This is a genomic window from Christiangramia forsetii KT0803, assembly GCF_000060345.1.
Classification (GTDB): domain Bacteria; phylum Bacteroidota; class Bacteroidia; order Flavobacteriales; family Flavobacteriaceae; genus Christiangramia; species Christiangramia forsetii.
Window position 1 is genome coordinate 826,978 of the sequence record NC_008571.1, and the last position, 16,580, is coordinate 843,557.

15 protein-coding genes are annotated in these 16,580 nt (G+C 37.0%); 6 read left to right on the forward strand and 9 right to left on the reverse strand.

The window, feature by feature from the left end:
• The first annotated feature begins 35 nt into the window (after positions 1–35).
• The gene (locus GFO_RS03520; RefSeq protein ID WP_011708657.1) at positions 36–1,283 is read left to right on the forward strand and encodes a cation:proton antiporter; all 1,248 of its coding nucleotides are present in this window, start codon (positions 36–38) and stop codon (positions 1,281–1,283) included.
• A gap of 235 nt (positions 1,284–1,518) precedes the next feature.
• Here the strand turns inward: GFO_RS03520 and GFO_RS03525 are convergent, their stop codons facing one another.
• Positions 1,519–2,004, reverse strand: coding sequence for a ferritin-like domain-containing protein (locus GFO_RS03525; protein ID WP_011708658.1), 486 nt, complete (start codon positions 2,002–2,004; stop codon positions 1,519–1,521).
• A gap of 122 nt (positions 2,005–2,126) precedes the next feature.
• Complete coding sequence (gene cphA / locus GFO_RS03530; protein WP_011708659.1) at positions 2,127–4,814, reverse strand: cyanophycin synthetase; 2,688 nt, start codon at positions 4,812–4,814, stop codon at positions 2,127–2,129.
• Positions 4,815–4,902: 88 nt separating this feature from the next.
• On the opposite strand from cphA, the gene GFO_RS03535 reads away from it, so the two are divergent.
• The gene (locus GFO_RS03535) at positions 4,903–5,763 is read left to right on the forward strand and encodes a cyanophycinase (protein WP_011708660.1); all 861 of its coding nucleotides are present in this window, start codon (positions 4,903–4,905) and stop codon (positions 5,761–5,763) included.
• Here GFO_RS03535 and GFO_RS03540 read toward each other — a convergent pair whose 3' ends face one another.
• The 4 genes from GFO_RS03540 to GFO_RS03555 all read right to left on the reverse strand — a co-directional run bounded on the left by GFO_RS03540 (position 5,764) and on the right by GFO_RS03555 (position 9,991).
• Positions 5,764–6,699 carry an isoaspartyl peptidase/L-asparaginase family protein gene (locus GFO_RS03540; protein ID WP_011708661.1) on the reverse strand — a complete coding sequence of 312 codons (936 nt, stop codon included), beginning with the start codon at positions 6,697–6,699 and terminating at the stop codon, positions 5,764–5,766.
• A gap of 80 nt (positions 6,700–6,779) precedes the next feature.
• On the reverse strand, positions 6,780–7,337 hold the full coding sequence (locus tag GFO_RS03545) for a 2'-5' RNA ligase family protein (RefSeq protein ID WP_011708662.1): 558 nt from the start codon (positions 7,335–7,337) through the stop codon (positions 6,780–6,782).
• A 134-nt stretch (positions 7,338–7,471) separates the two neighbouring features.
• On the reverse strand, positions 7,472–8,707 hold the full coding sequence (lysA, locus tag GFO_RS03550) for a diaminopimelate decarboxylase (protein ID WP_011708663.1): 1,236 nt from the start codon (positions 8,705–8,707) through the stop codon (positions 7,472–7,474).
• Between the two features lie 108 nt (positions 8,708–8,815).
• Complete coding sequence (locus tag GFO_RS03555) at positions 8,816–9,991, reverse strand: MFS transporter (protein ID WP_011708664.1); 1,176 nt, start codon at positions 9,989–9,991, stop codon at positions 8,816–8,818.
• A 226-nt stretch (positions 9,992–10,217) separates the two neighbouring features.
• Between GFO_RS03555 and sucC the strand changes: the two genes are divergently transcribed.
• Positions 10,218–11,414 (forward strand): ADP-forming succinate--CoA ligase subunit beta, encoded by a 1,197-nt coding sequence (sucC, locus tag GFO_RS03560; protein WP_011708666.1) that lies wholly within the window; start codon positions 10,218–10,220, stop codon positions 11,412–11,414.
• 179 nt (positions 11,415–11,593) lie between these two features.
• A complete protein-coding gene (locus GFO_RS03565) occupies positions 11,594–11,818 on the forward strand; it encodes a hypothetical protein (RefSeq protein ID WP_041249993.1) in 225 nt (74 codons plus the stop codon).
• A 330-nt stretch (positions 11,819–12,148) separates the two neighbouring features.
• Here the strand turns inward: GFO_RS03565 and GFO_RS03570 are convergent, their stop codons facing one another.
• Positions 12,149–12,958, reverse strand: a complete 810-nt coding sequence (locus GFO_RS03570) for an MBL fold metallo-hydrolase (protein WP_011708667.1) — start codon at positions 12,956–12,958, stop codon at positions 12,149–12,151.
• Positions 12,959–13,020: 62 nt separating this feature from the next.
• A complete protein-coding gene (locus GFO_RS03575; RefSeq protein ID WP_011708668.1) occupies positions 13,021–13,482 on the reverse strand; it encodes a GNAT family N-acetyltransferase in 462 nt (153 codons plus the stop codon).
• Between the two features lie 103 nt (positions 13,483–13,585).
• On the opposite strand from GFO_RS03575, the gene treF reads away from it, so the two are divergent.
• Both treF and GFO_RS03585 read left to right on the forward strand, forming a co-directional pair.
• Complete coding sequence (gene treF / locus GFO_RS03580; RefSeq protein WP_011708669.1) at positions 13,586–15,211, forward strand: alpha,alpha-trehalase TreF; 1,626 nt, start codon at positions 13,586–13,588, stop codon at positions 15,209–15,211.
• Positions 15,212–15,213: 2 nt separating this feature from the next.
• Positions 15,214–15,582 carry a DUF1622 domain-containing protein gene (locus GFO_RS03585; RefSeq protein ID WP_041249994.1) on the forward strand — a complete coding sequence of 123 codons (369 nt, stop codon included), beginning with the start codon at positions 15,214–15,216 and terminating at the stop codon, positions 15,580–15,582.
• 4 nt (positions 15,583–15,586) lie between these two features.
• On the opposite strand, the gene GFO_RS03590 is transcribed toward GFO_RS03585, so the two are convergent.
• Positions 15,587–16,579: a formimidoylglutamase gene (locus GFO_RS03590; protein WP_011708671.1), complete on the reverse strand. Its 993-nt coding sequence runs from the start codon at positions 16,577–16,579 to the stop codon at positions 15,587–15,589.
• Position 16,580: the final 1 nt, after the last annotated feature.

The following is a 16,580-nucleotide window of genomic DNA, read 5'->3' on the forward strand; positions in this document are numbered from 1 at the left end:
AATCTTTTCAGAGTTCATAAATACCAGTTTATTAAATGGAATATTTTTTAATTACTACCATACTTGTTTGCCTGGCTTCCATATTTGGCTTCATCAATGTTAAGTTCTTAAAACTACCTAATAGCATAGGCTTAATGCTTATAACCATAGTTTTTAGTTTAATCGTTCTAGGAATAAGTGCCTTTGACGATACCTTGCTAAATGCCGAAAAAGAGATCATTACCAGTATAGACTTTCAAACAGTATTATTGGATGTTATGTTGAGCTTTTTACTATTTGCAGGTGCTCTACATACTAATTTCGAGCAATTAAAGATTCAGAGGTGGCCCGTTTTAGTTTTTTCTACTATTGGTGTGTTGGTATCAACCTTTCTAGTTGGTACGCTTATGTTCTTTATTCTACAATTAGTATCCATGCAGGTTGATTTTATATACTGTTTACTTTTTGGAGCCTTAATATCCCCCACAGATCCTATTGCGGTATTGGGAATTCTGAAAAAGGCCGGTGCCCCGAAACGATTGGAAACAAAAATCGTGGGAGAATCTCTTTTTAATGATGGAGTAGGAGTGGTAGTATTTTTAACGATTTTCAAAATAGCCTCGTCCAGTTCAGGAGAAATAGAAATTGGTGAGATCCTAGAATTATTCGGGATGGAGGTAATAGGCGGAATAGCTATAGGCGGAGTATTAGGTTATATAACCTACAGACTTATGAAATCTATAGATGATTACGACATCGAGGTAATTATTACACTCGCCGCCGTAATGGGTGGCACTGCAGTGGCACATCATTTTCATTTTTCAGCACCTTTAGCTATGGTAACCGCAGGATTAATTGTTGGAAACGATACAGTAAGATTGAGTACCATGTCTGAGATTACGGAAACTTATGTAGATAAATTCTGGGAGCTGATAGATATTTTGCTAAATACGATCCTCTTTGTTTTGATTGGTATGGAAATGCTGGTATTGACTTTTGAAGAAAATTATATTTTAGCCGGACTTCTCGCAATCCCTGTAGTGCTTATATGTAGATATGCTTCCTTACTTGTGCCAATTCAATTTTTTAAGCGAAAGCTGAATTTTGTCCGAAATACTAATTTGATTATGACCTGGGGCGGTCTTCGAGGAGGGATTTCCATTGCTCTTGCATTGAGCCTTACTGTAGAGATGCATCGTGAACTTTTTCTTACCATAACTTATTTTATCGTAGTATTCTCAATATTAGTACAGGGATTGAGTGTAGGAAAAATTATTGAAAAATTGGGAGTGAAGGATTCATAGTCCTGTATAGAGTTTTAAAATATTGATTCTGTTTTATTTTACCAATAATACCTACAAGGTCTTTTTAGACCTTGTAGGTATCGTTTTAGAAATCGGTTGATCATTTATACCTGTAAGGTTTGGTAAAGCTTGCAGGAATTAAGAAACCCGTCCGCTACAATGACGTAGAAAAAATATAATCCTCACTGAAAAATTTCAATGAGGATTGCTAAATATCTAAAATTACACTTTTGTACTATGCCTTCGCTTTTTTGATGATTTTCTTTTTTGCCAGTTTTTTCAGTTTCTTCTCGGTCTTTTTTTCTTCCTTAAGCGTTTTCTTTAAAAGTTTACGAACAGATTTTAATTTTAGTGCTTTAGCATAGCGGTATGCTGTATCATATCCGGCAATTTCATAATGCTCTACTCTCCTGGCGCAAGCAATAAGACCTGCATCCATAACAGCGTCATTGCTTTTTTCATTTAATAGTCCCTGGCATTCCTCAATTAGACCCGCCATTGCGTTGCACTTAGTACTTCCGGGGTTTATATCCATTTCTTTACATACTTCCTGAATTCGTTCAAGATGTCTTTCGGTTTCCTTTAAATGCTTGGTAAAACCTTTTTTTAGCTTTTCGTTGGTTGCTGCTTTGATCATTTCTGGTAGAGCCTCCAGTAACTGCTTTTCTGCGGAATAAAGGTCTTTTATTTCATGTTCTAGTAATTCTGTTAGATTCTTCATTGTAATTTTTTGGTTGATTAGAATTTATTGACAGACTGATTTTCAGTATCAAGCCTTTAAAATATAGGACATAGTTTAATAAACCAGCTATCTGCTATTATAAAATCTGGTTAAAGTTGTGCTTAGGTAATTTTGGATTTTGGATTTACCCGAAATTTATATTTCCGTTTCTGAGCCTTAACCTCATGCATCTTCTCTTTTTCCTCGTTTGCTTTTAGTTCTTTTAAAAGTTCCAGGGATGCCACGATAGAATCACTACATAAAATTATAAGTGAATTTTTTGGTGCCTTCTGCGTAGCCTGTTTAATCGCATCAGTTTCAGAAGGGATTAAGCTTACCACCTTCAGCGGATCAATTTTTTGAATGCCTTCCTTTATAAGCTGTATGAGATGATCTGCCGATTTTCCTCTCAAATCCCTGTCGTTTCGAATAATGATTTCATCAAACATTTCTGCAGCAATACTTCCAATCTTTACCGTATCCCTTTCGAGTCGGTCACCAATTCCCGCGATAATTCCAATTTTATAGGACTCAGTGAAAGTGTCTGTAAACTTTTGAAGTGCTTTCATTCCAGAAGGATTATGGGCATAATCTAGCAGAAAGCTGAATTTTCTAAATTTGAAAAAATTCAATCTGCCCGGGGTTTGACTGTCTGAAGGGATAAAACTTTGCAACGCCGCCTTCATATCCTGTATGCTAATGCCTTTAAGGTGAACCGCCAGTATTGCCGGTAGGATATTCTGGATCATAAAGTGTGCTCTGGCCTCAAAAGTAAGTGGAATTTCTTCGGCTTTCATCACCCTCATTTTCCAGACTCCACTGGTAATGGTGACATAACCCTCTTCGTAAATTGCCGTAATTCCCCCTTCTTCCTGAAATCTTTTAATTCTGGGATTGTTCTCATCCATAGAAAAGAGTGCCAGTTTGCAACGAAGTTCGTGTCGCATGTCATAAACCAGATCATCATCTGCATTCAAAATAGCATAACCGTCGGGTTTCACTGTTTCAGGAATTACAGATTTTAACCTGGCCAACTGGTCTATAGTATGAATACCGCCAAGTCCCAGGTGGTCACCTTCCACATTGGTAACAATGCCAATATCAGATTCCTGGAAAGCCAGTCCGGAACGAAGTAGTCCGCCGCGCGCACATTCCAGCACGGCAAAATTAATAGTTGGATCCCTTAAGACCAATTCGGTACTTTTTGGTCCTGTACAATCGCCCGACATTACCATCCGGTTTTGGATATAGACCCCATCAGAGGTAGTATAGCCTACCAGTTTTCCACTCAGTTTAGCTATATGAGCTATAAGCCTTGTGGTAGTGGTTTTACCATTGGTTCCGGTAATGGCGATTAGTGGAATTCTTCCTGTATCGTTTTTCCCCGGAAACAACGCGTCCAGTACCGGGGCCGCTACATTTCTTGGAAGTCCCAGGGTGGGGGCCAAGTGCATCCTAAAACCCGGTCCCGCATTCACTTCAATTACAGCGCCACCGGTTTCATCTATGGGTTTGCTAATATCGCTGGTGATGATGTCTATCCCGCAAATATCGAGGTCTATAAGTCGGGCGATCCTTTCTGCCATAAAGATATTGGAAGAATGAACAATGGTTGTCACATCTTCTGCAGTTCCTCCCGTGCTAAGATTCGCCGTATCTTTTAGAAGAAGTACCTCTCCTTTTGACAAAACTGAATGTAGGTCGTATCCTTTTTTCTTTATCAACTGAAGGCTAATTGTATTTAAATCTATTCTGGTAAGCACTTTTTCGTGCCGGTAACCTCTACGGGGATCACTATTCACTTCATCTACCAGTTCCTGAATAGTTGATTTTCCATCTCCCGTGATACTGGCCGGTGTGCGTTTGGCTGCCGCAACCAGTTTAAAGTTAACCACGAGTAAGCGGTAATCTGCACCCGAAATATGCTTTTCTACCAGAATGTTATTGGAGATTTTTTCAGCATTATGAAAAGCGCTAATAGCTTCTTCCATGTTTTGAATACCTGACGTAATTCCCCTGCCATGATTTCCATCGGTTGGTTTTATGGCCAGCGGAAAACCTAAACTGTTCACAGCGCTTTTTAATTCTTCCACATTTCTTACGCTTTCACCTTCCGGAACCTTAATAGCTGCCTGTTGCAATAAATATTTAGTTTCTTCTTTATTACAGGCAATTTCAACGGCAATATTACTGGTTTTGCTGGTTACGGTTGCTTGAATTCGTTGCTGGCAGGCTCCATATCCCAACTGGCAAAATGAACTTTCGTTTAGCCTGATCCATGGAATTCCTCGTTTTTCGGCTTCTCTAATAATAGATTCGGTGCTAGGACCCAAGCGTCCATCTTCCCTTAATTCTCTTAATTCCTGAATATCTTTATCTAAGTCGTAATCTTTTCCTTCAATTAAAGCTTCGCAAATAGCTACTGCAGCCTTGGCAGCATAAAAACCTGCATTTTCCTCAACATATGAAAAAACAACATGGTAAACCCCTTTTTCACCATAATCCCGGGTCCTTCCAAAACCCGTGTCCATTTCTGCCATGGTTTGGATTTCTAAGGCTACGTGTTCAATAACGTGGCCCATCCAGGTTCCTAATTCCAGACGTGTGATAAAACCTCCGGGCCTGTTCTCAGAACAATAATGTTCTTTTAAACCTGGTAATAAATTAATGATCCGTTCATTGAATCCGGGGATTTTATTGGTTGGATAATTTTCCATTTCTTCAAGATCCAGCACCATTACGATGAGTTGATGCCGGTTTACCGACCAGTAATTTGGCCCCCTCATCGCCCTAATTTTTCTAATTTTCATCTGTATAGCAAATTGATATGTAATGATTTAAATAAAATTAGACTATTTAAGGCAACAAGCGTATTTTAGTATTCTCAATTTTACGTTAATGAATTCTAAAGGAACCTTAATTCCTATTGGTGGAAATGAAAATAAGGGTATTGGAACCAATGAAAAATACCATACCGAATATATTGAAGACAGTATTCTTTCCCGTGTGGTGTTGGAAAGTGGCGGGCCACAGGCCTCTATCGTGGTTATTCCCACTGCTTCCAGTATTCCTACTGAAGTTTGGGAGAATTACCGGGAAGCTTTTAAGAAATTAGGCTGTACAAATGTACAGGTCGCAGATATAAGAGAGCGTAGCCAGGCAGAGAGCCATGAATATATAGAAATGGTTCGCAATGCTCAATGTGTAATGTTTTCAGGCGGTAACCAATCTGAAATCACCCAGAAAATTTTGGGAACACGTCTACATATGATCTTAACTGAAAAACATCTGGACGGCTCTATTGTGATAGCAGGAACCAGCGCTGGAGCTATGTGTATGTCTAAGGAAATGATTATTGGAGGAAAGAAAAAAGAGGCTTTCGTAAAAGGTGCTGTAGGAATGAGTAAGGGAATGGGTTTCTTACCGAATGTAATTATAGATTCTCATTTCATCCGTCGAGGAAGATTTGGAAGACTTGCTGAAGCGGTGGCGAAATTTCCCCATCTCGTAGGAATAGGACTTGCAGAAAACACAGGACTTGTGATTAAAGATTGTAATTATGTAGAAGTCGTAGGATCCGGAATGGTAATTATCTTCGATCCCGGGGAATTGGAACATAATAATGAAAGTTTTGTCGCCAAAGGAGAGGTGATGTCGCTCACCAATTTAAAGACTCATATTCTCGCTTATGGTGATAAATTCAATATTCTAAAACATGAGGTGAGAATTCTGCATGTAGAAACTCCGGTTTCAGAATAGTTAGTTGCTATATATCGCCACATAACTGTCATTGTAGGCTGTTTTTTTTCCTCTGTACATTCCTTCCGTATTAAATGGCATGGCGATATTTCCCCTGGCATCTATCGCAATAAGCCCTCCATCACCTTTCAATTTTGGGAGTCTGTGGTGAATTACTTCATCAGCAGCCTCCTTAAGACTGAGGTTTTTATATTCCATTAAACAGGAAACATCGTATGCCACAACCCCACGCATAAAGTATTCCCCACTACCGGTACAACTTACGGCGCAAGTGTTATTATTAGCGTAATTACCCACTCCTATAATTGGACTGTCGCCAATGCGTCCCCAGTTTTTATTAGTCATACCGCCGGTTGAGGTGGCCGCTGCAACGTCCCCATTTATATCGCAGGCAACTGCACCTACGGTTCCAAATTTTGAATCTTTTTCTTGACTATGATCCAGCTGAAACCTCGTAGTGTCCTTAAGCTCCTGCCACTGCTGGTATCTGAATTCGTCATAGAAATAATCTTCATTTTCCAGTTCATAACCATGCAGCCTGGCAAAATCCATAGCCCCTTTACCGGCCAGTAAAACATGCGGACTCTTTTCCATCACCATTTTTGCGAGAGAAATGGGATTTTTAATCCCGGTAATTAAACTTACCGCACCAGCATTCCGGGTTTTTCCTTCCATAATAGCCGCATCCATTTCGTGGGTGCCGTCTGCCGTAAATACACTTCCTTTTCCGGCATTGAAAAGGGGGGAGTCTTCCATGATTATTACCGCTTTCTCTACCGCTTCTATGGCGGAGCCTTTATTCTGAAGAATCTTAAAACTTTCATCTAAAGCCAATTGCAGGATATTTCTATATTCCTTTTCCTTATCTGGTGTCATTTTTCCTTTTATAAGTGTACCTGCACCACCATGGATTGCAATTGAGTAATTCGCTTTCATTTTTCAACAATTGTATATAATATTAAGGTACTGAAAATTATGATTGAAATATTCCAAACCGAGGTAAATGGATTTCATTTTTAATATGCCAACTTAAACGTTCTTATAATATCCCAGGTTTTTCCATTATGTTTTAGAAGAACCAGATTCCCAGACATAAAAGAATTTTTATATTCCCTATGTTCAAATTCATTCCAGATAGGATGAAAATTGCTTCGTTTTAAGTCCCTTACCGCGATCGTTATATGAGGATGGATTTTGGATGGTATTTCATGACTTTTCAGATTAATAAAAGATCTAATTGTTTTTTGTAGCTCAGAATGAAGCTGAATAAAAGGTTCATGATCTTTAAGTTTTATAAAAATTACATTTTTAGCGAATCTTCCAAAATCCTCCAGATCAATTTTAAAAGGAGCTATTTCTTCTGAAAATGCAGCAAGTTTCTGAAATAATACAGCCTCCTGTTCTTTTGAAGCTCTAAAAGGTATTTGAAGCGTAATATGTGCCGGAAGTTTTAAGGCATGTTCAACCTGAAATTTTTCTTTGATCGTGACCTTAAAATTTTCAATTTCAGCCCTGATATTTTCAGGGGGAAGGAGAGCGATAAAATAAAGTGGATTTTGATGTTTTTTTGACATTAATGTAGTTTACTTAAATAGCACTCTGGATTTATACAATATTATGATGAATAAGGGAAATTCTGTAAATACTATAAAATCTTAATATTCAAAAGATTAAAAGCAGACAAACAGCTACTCTTAATACTTATAAACTACTCTTTATCTACCAATTGTTTGGGGGAGGAATCGAAATTTATTTCAACCTGATGCCTGGTAAGATCCTCAAAAGTTTCGCGTTCTCTTATTAAATGAGCTTTCCCATTGTACCACATAACTTCAGGTGGACGGTACCTTGAATTAAAATTACTGGCCATGGAAAAGCAGTAAGCACCGGCATTACTAAAACTTAAAATATCTCCTTCCCGTATTTCGGAAATCCGGCGATTGTTCCCGAAAGTATCGGTCTCACAAATGTAACCCACTACGCTATAAAAACGAGGTTTTGCATTTGGATTTGAAATATTGGTGATGTCATGATGCGATCCATAGAACATTGGTCTAATTAAATGATTAAAACCAGAATCTATTCCCGCAAAGACAGTAGATGTAGTTTGTTTGATCACATTTACCTTAGCCAGGAATTTCCCTGATTCACTAACCAGGAATTTCCCGGGTTCAAAAGCCAAAGCCAGTTCTCTCCCATATTCCTTGCAGAATTTTTTAAATTTTTGCGTTAATTGTACACCTAGATCTTCAATGTCGGTTTCAATATCTCCTTCTCTGTACGGAACTTTAAAACCACTTCCAAAGTCTATAAATTCTAATTCTTTAAAATTTTTGGCCGCTTCAAAAAGAATTTCAGAAGCATATAGAAATACTCCAATGTCCAGGATGTCACTACCGGTATGCATATGAATCCCGTTAATATGCATTTCTGTATTTTCAACAATTCTAAGTAAATGTGGCATCTGGTGAATACTAATTCCGAACTTAGAATCTATATGGCCTACAGATATTTTCGAATTTCCACCCGCCATAACATGGGGATTGATCCTGATACAAACAGGAATTTTGGGATGCTTCGTGCCAAATTGTTCTAATACTGAAAGGTTATCAATATTGATCTGGACTCCTAATTGAACAACTTCCTCGATCTCTTCCAAAGAAACTCCATTTGGAGTGTATATAATTTTAGAAGGATCTACACCAGCTTTTAGACCTAGTCTAACTTCCTGGACAGATACCGTATCTAATCCACACCCAAGAGAACCTAGAAGTTTAAGAATGGAGATGTTAGATAATGCTTTTACTGCATAATGAATACGAAGCTCATTAACTTTAAAAGCATCGGTTAATCTTTGATATTGAGATATAATCTTATCGGCGTCATAAACATAAACCGGACTACTAAATTCTTTAGTTATGGAAAGGAGATCTTTCTGAGTCATTTTTTATTAAATATTTTGAGCAAAAATAATTTTCTTCAGCAAGGACAAATAAGCCTTATATCAAATATAACCGATTTATACATTCTGTTATTTCTGAAAGTGATTAATTTAAGAATTACTTAATTCCAGTTGTGCTGCCTGATGTCTTCTAATCATGATCACACCCAATCCAATAAAAATACCTATTCCCGCCATTGCAGCACCAACATATTGAGCAGAAACGATTCCGTATCCATATGCAATAGGTAATCCCGCAAGATAAGCACCGCTGGCATTTCCCATATTAAAAGCACTTTGGTTTAGAGAAGAGCCCAGCATTTCAGAACCTTTAGCTGAATTGATCACTGCCATTTGAATAGGTGTGGCAATACAAAATGCAATGAGAGGTAAAATAAAGGTCATTATTAAAACACCAATTTGATCATAAGCCAGGAAGGTATTTGAAATCAATGCTATAACCATACAGACTAGGGCAATAATAACAGCATAAATAGGCCTGAACATTTCAGCAAGTTTTGCTCCTATAAAATTTCCTGCAACCATGCCTAAACCAGCCAAAATCATGGCATAGCTCACAATATTTTCTTCGTGCCCTGCAACATCTGTAATTAAAGGGGCAATATAACTGTACCAAGCAAAGAAACCTCCAGTACCAATTGTGGTTAGAAGAATCACCATCCATAATTCAGGTTTTTTAAGAACTTTAATATCTTTCTTAAAGCCATTAGATTTAGTTTTCGGCAATTCTGGCATCCAAAATTTGACACTTAATATTGCCAGAATTCCAACGACTCCAACCGCGAGAAAAGCTACTCCCCATTCAAAATTTTGTCCCAACCAGGTTCCCAAAGGAACACCAATAACATTTGCAACGGTGAGTCCTGTGAACATCATGGCAATTGCCTGGGCATCTTTACCCGGTTTTGCAAGTTTACCAGCTACCACGGCACCAATGCCGAAAAATGCACCATGTGGTAAGCCTGATAAAAACCTGGTTATTAATAAAAGCGTGTATGAGTTTGAAAATGCTGATAACGTATTAAATATTGTAAACCAGATCATTAAAGCCATTAAGACCTTATGCGGAGGCCATTTATTTCCGAAAGCGGTAAGTAAAGGCGCTCCCACCACTACACCCAGGGCATATGCCGAAATAAAATGTCCGGCTTGCGGAATAGTGATACTTAGCGCTTCAGCTACTTCAGGCAAAATCCCCATAATTACGAATTCTGTCATTCCAATTCCAAATCCACCAATCGCCAATGCTAACAAGGCTTTTTTCATAAAAAAAAATTAAACAACGAATTTAATAGAGAATGTACTCTACATCTAGGAATATCAAAGTTTTCTACTATAACCTTTTCGCAAAAAAAGCCCCATTTTGCAAAGCCTTCGCGAATATTGGATTTCGCCAATTTATCAAGCGTTAAGAAGCTCAAAAAAGATTGGTACAATAGTATGTATTTGTTACTTTTGCCTTCCATAATTAATACAGAAGAAATAGCTGATTATGAATATACACGAATATCAAGGAAAAGAGATTTTAAACAGCTTCGGAGTCCGCATTCAACGCGGAACCGTGGCAAGAAATGCCAAAGAAGCAGTGGAAGCTGCTAAAGAACTAACTGAAAAGACTGGAACTGGCTGGCATGTGATTAAAGCACAGGTTCATGCCGGGGGACGTGGTAAAGGTGGAGGTGTAAAACTTGCCAAAAACCTTAAGGAAGTTGAAGAAATAGCTGGAGAGATCATTGGGATGAACCTTGTTACTCCTCAAACTTCTGCTGAGGGGAAGAAAGTTCATCAGGTTCTTGTAACCGAAGATGTTTATTATCCTGGAGATAATGAGCCGGAAGAGTACTACATGTCTGTATTGCTTAATCGTGCTACCGGTCGTAACATGATCATGTATTCTACTGAAGGAGGTATGGATATAGAAACTGTTGCTGAAGAAACTCCAGAACTTATATTCACAGAAGAAATTGATCCTGCAACCGGATTACTTGGTTTCCAGGCACGTCGTATCGCTTTTAATCTTGGACTCAGTGGAAAAGGTTTCAAAGAAATGACAAAATTCGTAATGTCTCTATACGAAGCTTTTGAAAAGTCTGATTCCTCTTTATTTGAGATCAATCCTGTATTGAAAACCAGTGATGATCTTATCATGGCTGTAGATGCAAAGGTGACTTTAGATGATAATGCACTTTTTCGTCATAAAGATTATGCAGAGATGCGTGATGTTCGTGAAGAGAACGCAACAGAAGTTGAAGCTAGGGAAGTAGGTCTTAACTACGTAGATCTTGACGGGAACGTTGGATGTATGGTTAATGGTGCCGGACTTGCAATGGCAACAATGGATCTTATTAAACAAGCCGGTGGTGAACCAGCTAACTTTCTTGATGTAGGAGGTACAGCAGATGCTAAACGTGTTGAAGAAGCTTTTAGACTAATCCTTAAGGATGATAAAGTAGAAGCTATTCTTGTAAATATCTTTGGAGGTATCGTACGTTGTGATCGTGTAGCACAGGGAATTGTAGATGCATCCAAAAATATGGGTGACGCTATGAATGTTCCAATTATTGTTCGATTACAGGGAACCAATGCAGATATCGCAAAAGAATTAATAGATAACAGTGGACTAAAAGTATCAAGTGCTATACAATTTCAGGAAGCTGCAGATAAAGTACAGGAAGTACTTTCAAAGTAATTTATTAAAATAAATAAATAGTACCCTGGCATTTTTGTCAGGGTTTTTTTATGCAATTATATTTCCTTCTCTTCGTTTTTATAGATATATATCTAGTAGTCAAAATGTTAAAAACAAACATTTTCTGTAACGATTTATATTTTGGATCGTCTTTTAAATAGAACAACTAAAGAATTATCATGAAAAAGGTTCATCTCTTTCTCTTCGTCATCATTTTTTTATCAATCATCGCAAAGGTAAGTTTAAGATCAGATAATGAACTTAAATACACAGCATTATCTATAGACACTAAAGCAGAACAGGTAGATTATTTCTTTGAATATAAAGTGAATCATTTACAATTTGATAGTACCTATAAAAGTATGAACTGTGAAATCAAATCACCGGTATGTTGTCATGTTTGAAGTCAGGATATCCCCATGCTCAAAAGGAATGATAGCAGCATAGAAAGACAGCATAGAAAGACAGCATAGAAATGATATTATGCTTAAATTTTCATAAGTTTATAATTGATAAAAAATTATAAAAATCTGATAATTAGTAAATTATCTTACTATTTTTTTGTTAAATGTCTGTATAATATATATCTTTAAGTAGATTTTACTGAAAATATCAAAAGCTGTCTTTCTAAATAAAGCATTTGCGTTGACATACTGTTAAATTTGAATTAGCCAACATAAGAATTTTGCAACTCTTCGTATAGAAAATTAAGAAAGACAGCTTCTTTAATAGAACTAAGATTTATTATTATCAGGATACCATTCCATTAGTTCAACCTGTATGTTTTGATTCCCTTCGTTTACCAATTTTTTGAATTCTTCTATATCTGAAAAACCATCTTTTCCTCTGTAGTGATAAGGGATCACTTTTTTTGGTTTAAAAGCCAGAACCCCATCTGCAGCCTGATCTACAGGCATCGTGTAAGGAAGATTCATAGATACCAGTGCTACATCAATATTTTCCAGATTTCGCATTTCAGGAATATCTTCTGTATCACCAGATATATAGAGCCTTTTATTATTCATTTCTAGCACATATCCATTGCCGCGACCTTTTTCATGCATCGCATCTTTGCTTTGAGGAAGGTTATACATAGGTACTGCTTCAATTCTGAAACCCATAACCTCTTTTGAATCTCCATTATTCATAACAATGAGATTTGATTGCAGGGCTTCCGGTAATTTCTTTTGCACAGCGGCAGGAACTATGATCTTGGTGTTTTCAAGCTCAAGGGCTTGAAGAGTTTCTGCATTCATGTGATCACCATGTATATCGGTAATTAAAATAAAGTCTGGTTTGGATTCTCCTTCAAAAACTTCAGCTCCGCCAACTGGATCGGTATAGAAAACACTTTCACCCCATTTAAAAACAGCGGTCGCATGAGAAATAGGGGTTATTTCTATTTCGCTGGAATCAGATTGCATTTTATTAGAAGAATTGCTTTCGGCTACTTCTGTCTTCGCCTCATTCTCTTCAGATTTTTTGTCATTTTTACAGCCAATTAGCATTATGCTAATAGCCATTAAGGCAGCTATACTTCTCATTTTTAAAATTTTACATAAAGCTAAAAAACACTAGATGGAGTCAGTTCCCAATTAATAAAGTTTTAAGAAAGCTTTAGTTGCATTTTAATATCGCCACGGGAATAAGGATTATTTTCCTCTATTGGAATTTCTTCAAAGCCATATTTCCTATAGAGATGGATAGCGTTTTCCAGTTTCCTGTTGCTATATATAATCAATTTATTCCACCCACTCTGTTTTGCAAAATCGAGTGTATATTTCATAAGCTCATGGCCAATTTTCTTCCCTCGATGATCTGGCTTTACCGCCATTTTGGTTAGTTCAAAAATATTATCATCAATTTTCATTAATGCGACGCATCCAATAATACTATCTTTATTTTCTTTCATGAAGAATATCATTCCTCCAGGTTTGATAATATATTTTTCAGGATTTCCAAGAACATCTTCATCATGGGGTTCTACCCAGAAAAATTCTTTTAGCCAGTGCAGGTTCATATTTTTAAACTCTTCGGAATATTTGTATTGCCAGGAGACTATTTGCATTTCTTATTATTTTGAATTCAAAATTATTAAATCTTACGAAATAATAGTCCCACAAAATGAATCTTTAAAATCACTTATATTTATAGGATATTAAAATGAAACTATGAACAAACATTTTCCTGTATACATAAATTATTTATTGGTAATCTTTCTTTTTTTATCCTGTAAAATAGGTCCGAATCCTGAGCAGGAACTGGAGAAAATTGAAAGTAAAGTTGATATACTCCCTCCGGGAGAATTATACGGAGACTTGTTTTATGACGTACAAACGAATACGATCTTTAGTGATAGTAAAACCTTTGTTGATGCAAAGCCTCAATACAATGTGGGTCTTATAAGGCAGCGATATAATATGCTGGAGGATACAACAAAAGAAGGAATTTCAGATTTTGTGAAGCAGCATTTTGAATTACCGGGGAGTGATTTTGAATTAGAAATAGATTCTTCCTCAATTAAATCTCACATCAGTAAATTATGGAATGTCTTGAAAAGGCCTTCAGATGAAAGAAAGTCGGGAACTCTTATACCTTTACCTAAGCCATATATAGTTCCCGGTGGTCGCTTCAGAGAAATTTATTACTGGGATAGTTATTTTACGATGCTGGGATTACAGGAAGATAGGGAAGTTGAAACCATTCAGAATATGGTTGACAACTTCGCTTTCTTGATCAATGAATATGGTTTTATACCAAACGGTAACAGAACTTATTATTTGGGAAGATCTCAACCTCCATTTTTCGCGATGATGGTTAAAGTACTTTCTGAAATTAGGGGAGAGCAAGTGCTTGCAAAATACCTTCCGGAACTTGAACGAGAGTATAATTTCTGGATGGACGGCAGTGAAACTTTCCAGAACAATAACGCGGTCCGGAGAGTTGTTAAAATGAAAGACGGTGAAATCTTAAACCGCTACTGGGATGATAATGCTACCCCGAGGCCTGAGAGTTATCGCGAAGATGTAAAAACTGCTGAAGATGCCATAGCTGAAAATCCAGCCCTTACAAAAGAAGAAGTGTATAGGAATTTAAGAGCAGGTGCTGAATCTGGATGGGATTTCTCTAGTAGATGGCTTCATAAAAATGAAAATGGACAATATGATCTATCAACTATTCATACAACAGACATCGTTCCTGTAGATCTTAATTCTTTACTGTATAATCTTGAAATGACGATTTCTGAAGCTGCCAGAATTTCCGGCAATCAGGAAAAATCAAAAGCATTTAGCTTAAAAGCAGAAAATAGAAAACAGGCAATCCTTAAATATAATTGGGATTCAGAGGCAGGTTTTTTTAAAGATTATAATTTCAAAAATGAAAAAGTTACAGGACAATATTCTCTTGCGGGCGTCTATCCGTTATTTTTTGAAATTGCAACAAAAAAACAAGCTGAAAGTGTTGCCAACAAGATCGAAAAAACTTTTTTAAAACCAGGTGGGCTGGTCACCACTCCTTATAATACTGGTGAACAATGGGATGCTCCAAATGGATGGCCCCCTCTGCAATGGTTAAGTATTAAAGGATTGAAAAATTATAATCAAAACCAACTTGCAATGGAGATTAGATCAAGATGGTTGAAGTTAAATAAGGATGTTTATAACCGCACATTTAAAATGCTTGAAAAGTATAATGTGGAAGATTTAACTAAAGAGAGTGGAGGAGGAGAGTATCCTACCCAGGATGGTTTTGGATGGACCAATGGAGTATATCAAAAGCTATCTTCGGAAAATTGAACATGGAAAATATTAAGTTTTATATTGAGTATGTCGCCCGGATCATCGAAGTAGGTGGTGTACTTACCATATTGGTCGGGACATTATTGGCACTGGGAAAATTTCTTTTTGCACAACAGAAAGCCAAAAAAAGATCTTATAAACTGTTGCGTCAGGAATTAGGGAAAGGAATTTTATTAGGCCTGGAGATCCTTGTTGCGGCAGATATTATAGCAACAGTGGTCACAGAACCAACAATGGACAAAGTTCTTACCCTTGGGGTCATTGTATTAATAAGGACTTTTTTAAGCTTATCTATAGAATTGGAAATAGAAGGAAAGTTTCCCTGGCAACGAGAACCATCAGACAAACATCTTGATCAGGACTTATAATTAATTAGTTTAAAAAGTCTGAAACAAAATAGGCCAGTGCTTTCCCTACCTGAGTATCGTTTTGTTCATTCGGAGAAGCTTCACAAATATGGAAATAGCAGCAATTCTCATTTTCAGAAGAAATCTTTATAAAGCTCCTAATGTTATTTACTGAAAAACCTACAGGTGATTTAGCACTACTCGGAAAATCTGAAATTGAATCACAGTCGAGTTCCAGCCCGAATTTGGACTGACCTATGCTTTCCAGGCTTTGCTGAAATTTATTATTCACTTCCTGCGGATTTTTTAGAATATCTTCAGCAATGTGATATTGGAAATTTTCAGAAGCATTCATTTCTTCGAAAATATATTCAGGAGTATAATTTTTATGTAATCCGAAGACCGTATATTTTCGTAAATACTGTCCCTCTATGGCGTAGCTAAACCCATTCCCGCTATGTCTATGTTCCAGTTGCCGAAGATCTGTATGCGCATCGATATTCACTACATTAATTGGGTCATTCAACGCCTTAGAAGAACCTTTTATATTTCCGTAGGCATTGTTGTGTCCACCCCCAATAACGATGGGAATTTTATTTGTAGAAATGATCTTTTCAATAATATTGGCTAGTAATTGATCAATTTGTTTTACCAGATCGCCTAGTTTAGGGTAATAATTAGGATCTGCCTTATCAATATTTGAGGCTTTAGCCATTAGGTCTTCACAATTCAATTCACCGAGAAGAATTAAATTTTCGGGATTATTAAATTTATTTACCTGAATATTGACCAAAGCTTTTAAAGCCGCATTCCATGCCCTGGAGGTTCCTGAATTTCCGTAATTGGCTCGAACGCCAATATCCTCCTGAATACCCAATAAAACATAATTGGCTGAACTTTTGTCAAGCTCATCAATACTCTTTACGAATTTCAGATTTTCACCAAACTTCACCTCTCCATGTCTTGTAGAGATCAATTTCTCGATATCCGCAGGTTTATAAATTTTTAATCCGTTCATA

What these genes read in the sequence shown, in the direction of transcription:
- GFO_RS03520 (WP_011708657.1), top strand. Translation starts at nt 36, where the DNA reads ATGGAATATTTTTTAATTACTACCATACTTGTTTGCCTGGCTTCCATA.
- GFO_RS03525 (WP_011708658.1), bottom strand. Translation starts at nt 2,004, where the DNA reads ATGAAGAATCTAACAGAATTACTAGAACATGAAATAAAAGACCTTTAT.
- cphA (WP_011708659.1), bottom strand. Translation starts at nt 4,814, where the DNA reads ATGAAAATTAGAAAAATTAGGGCGATGAGGGGGCCAAATTACTGGTCG.
- GFO_RS03535 (WP_011708660.1), top strand. Translation starts at nt 4,903, where the DNA reads ATGAATTCTAAAGGAACCTTAATTCCTATTGGTGGAAATGAAAATAAG.
- GFO_RS03540 (WP_011708661.1), bottom strand. Translation starts at nt 6,699, where the DNA reads ATGAAAGCGAATTACTCAATTGCAATCCATGGTGGTGCAGGTACACTT.
- GFO_RS03545 (WP_011708662.1), bottom strand. Translation starts at nt 7,337, where the DNA reads ATGTCAAAAAAACATCAAAATCCACTTTATTTTATCGCTCTCCTTCCC.
- lysA (WP_011708663.1), bottom strand. Translation starts at nt 8,707, where the DNA reads ATGACTCAGAAAGATCTCCTTTCCATAACTAAAGAATTTAGTAGTCCG.
- GFO_RS03555 (WP_011708664.1), bottom strand. Translation starts at nt 9,991, where the DNA reads ATGAAAAAAGCCTTGTTAGCATTGGCGATTGGTGGATTTGGAATTGGA.
- sucC (WP_011708666.1), top strand. Translation starts at nt 10,218, where the DNA reads ATGAATATACACGAATATCAAGGAAAAGAGATTTTAAACAGCTTCGGA.
- GFO_RS03565 (WP_041249993.1), top strand. Translation starts at nt 11,594, where the DNA reads ATGAAAAAGGTTCATCTCTTTCTCTTCGTCATCATTTTTTTATCAATC.
- GFO_RS03570 (WP_011708667.1), bottom strand. Translation starts at nt 12,958, where the DNA reads ATGAGAAGTATAGCTGCCTTAATGGCTATTAGCATAATGCTAATTGGC.
- GFO_RS03575 (WP_011708668.1), bottom strand. Translation starts at nt 13,482, where the DNA reads ATGCAAATAGTCTCCTGGCAATACAAATATTCCGAAGAGTTTAAAAAT.
- treF (WP_011708669.1), top strand. Translation starts at nt 13,586, where the DNA reads ATGAACAAACATTTTCCTGTATACATAAATTATTTATTGGTAATCTTT.
- GFO_RS03585 (WP_041249994.1), top strand. Translation starts at nt 15,214, where the DNA reads ATGGAAAATATTAAGTTTTATATTGAGTATGTCGCCCGGATCATCGAA.
- GFO_RS03590 (WP_011708671.1), bottom strand. Translation starts at nt 16,579, where the DNA reads ATGAACGGATTAAAAATTTATAAACCTGCGGATATCGAGAAATTGATC.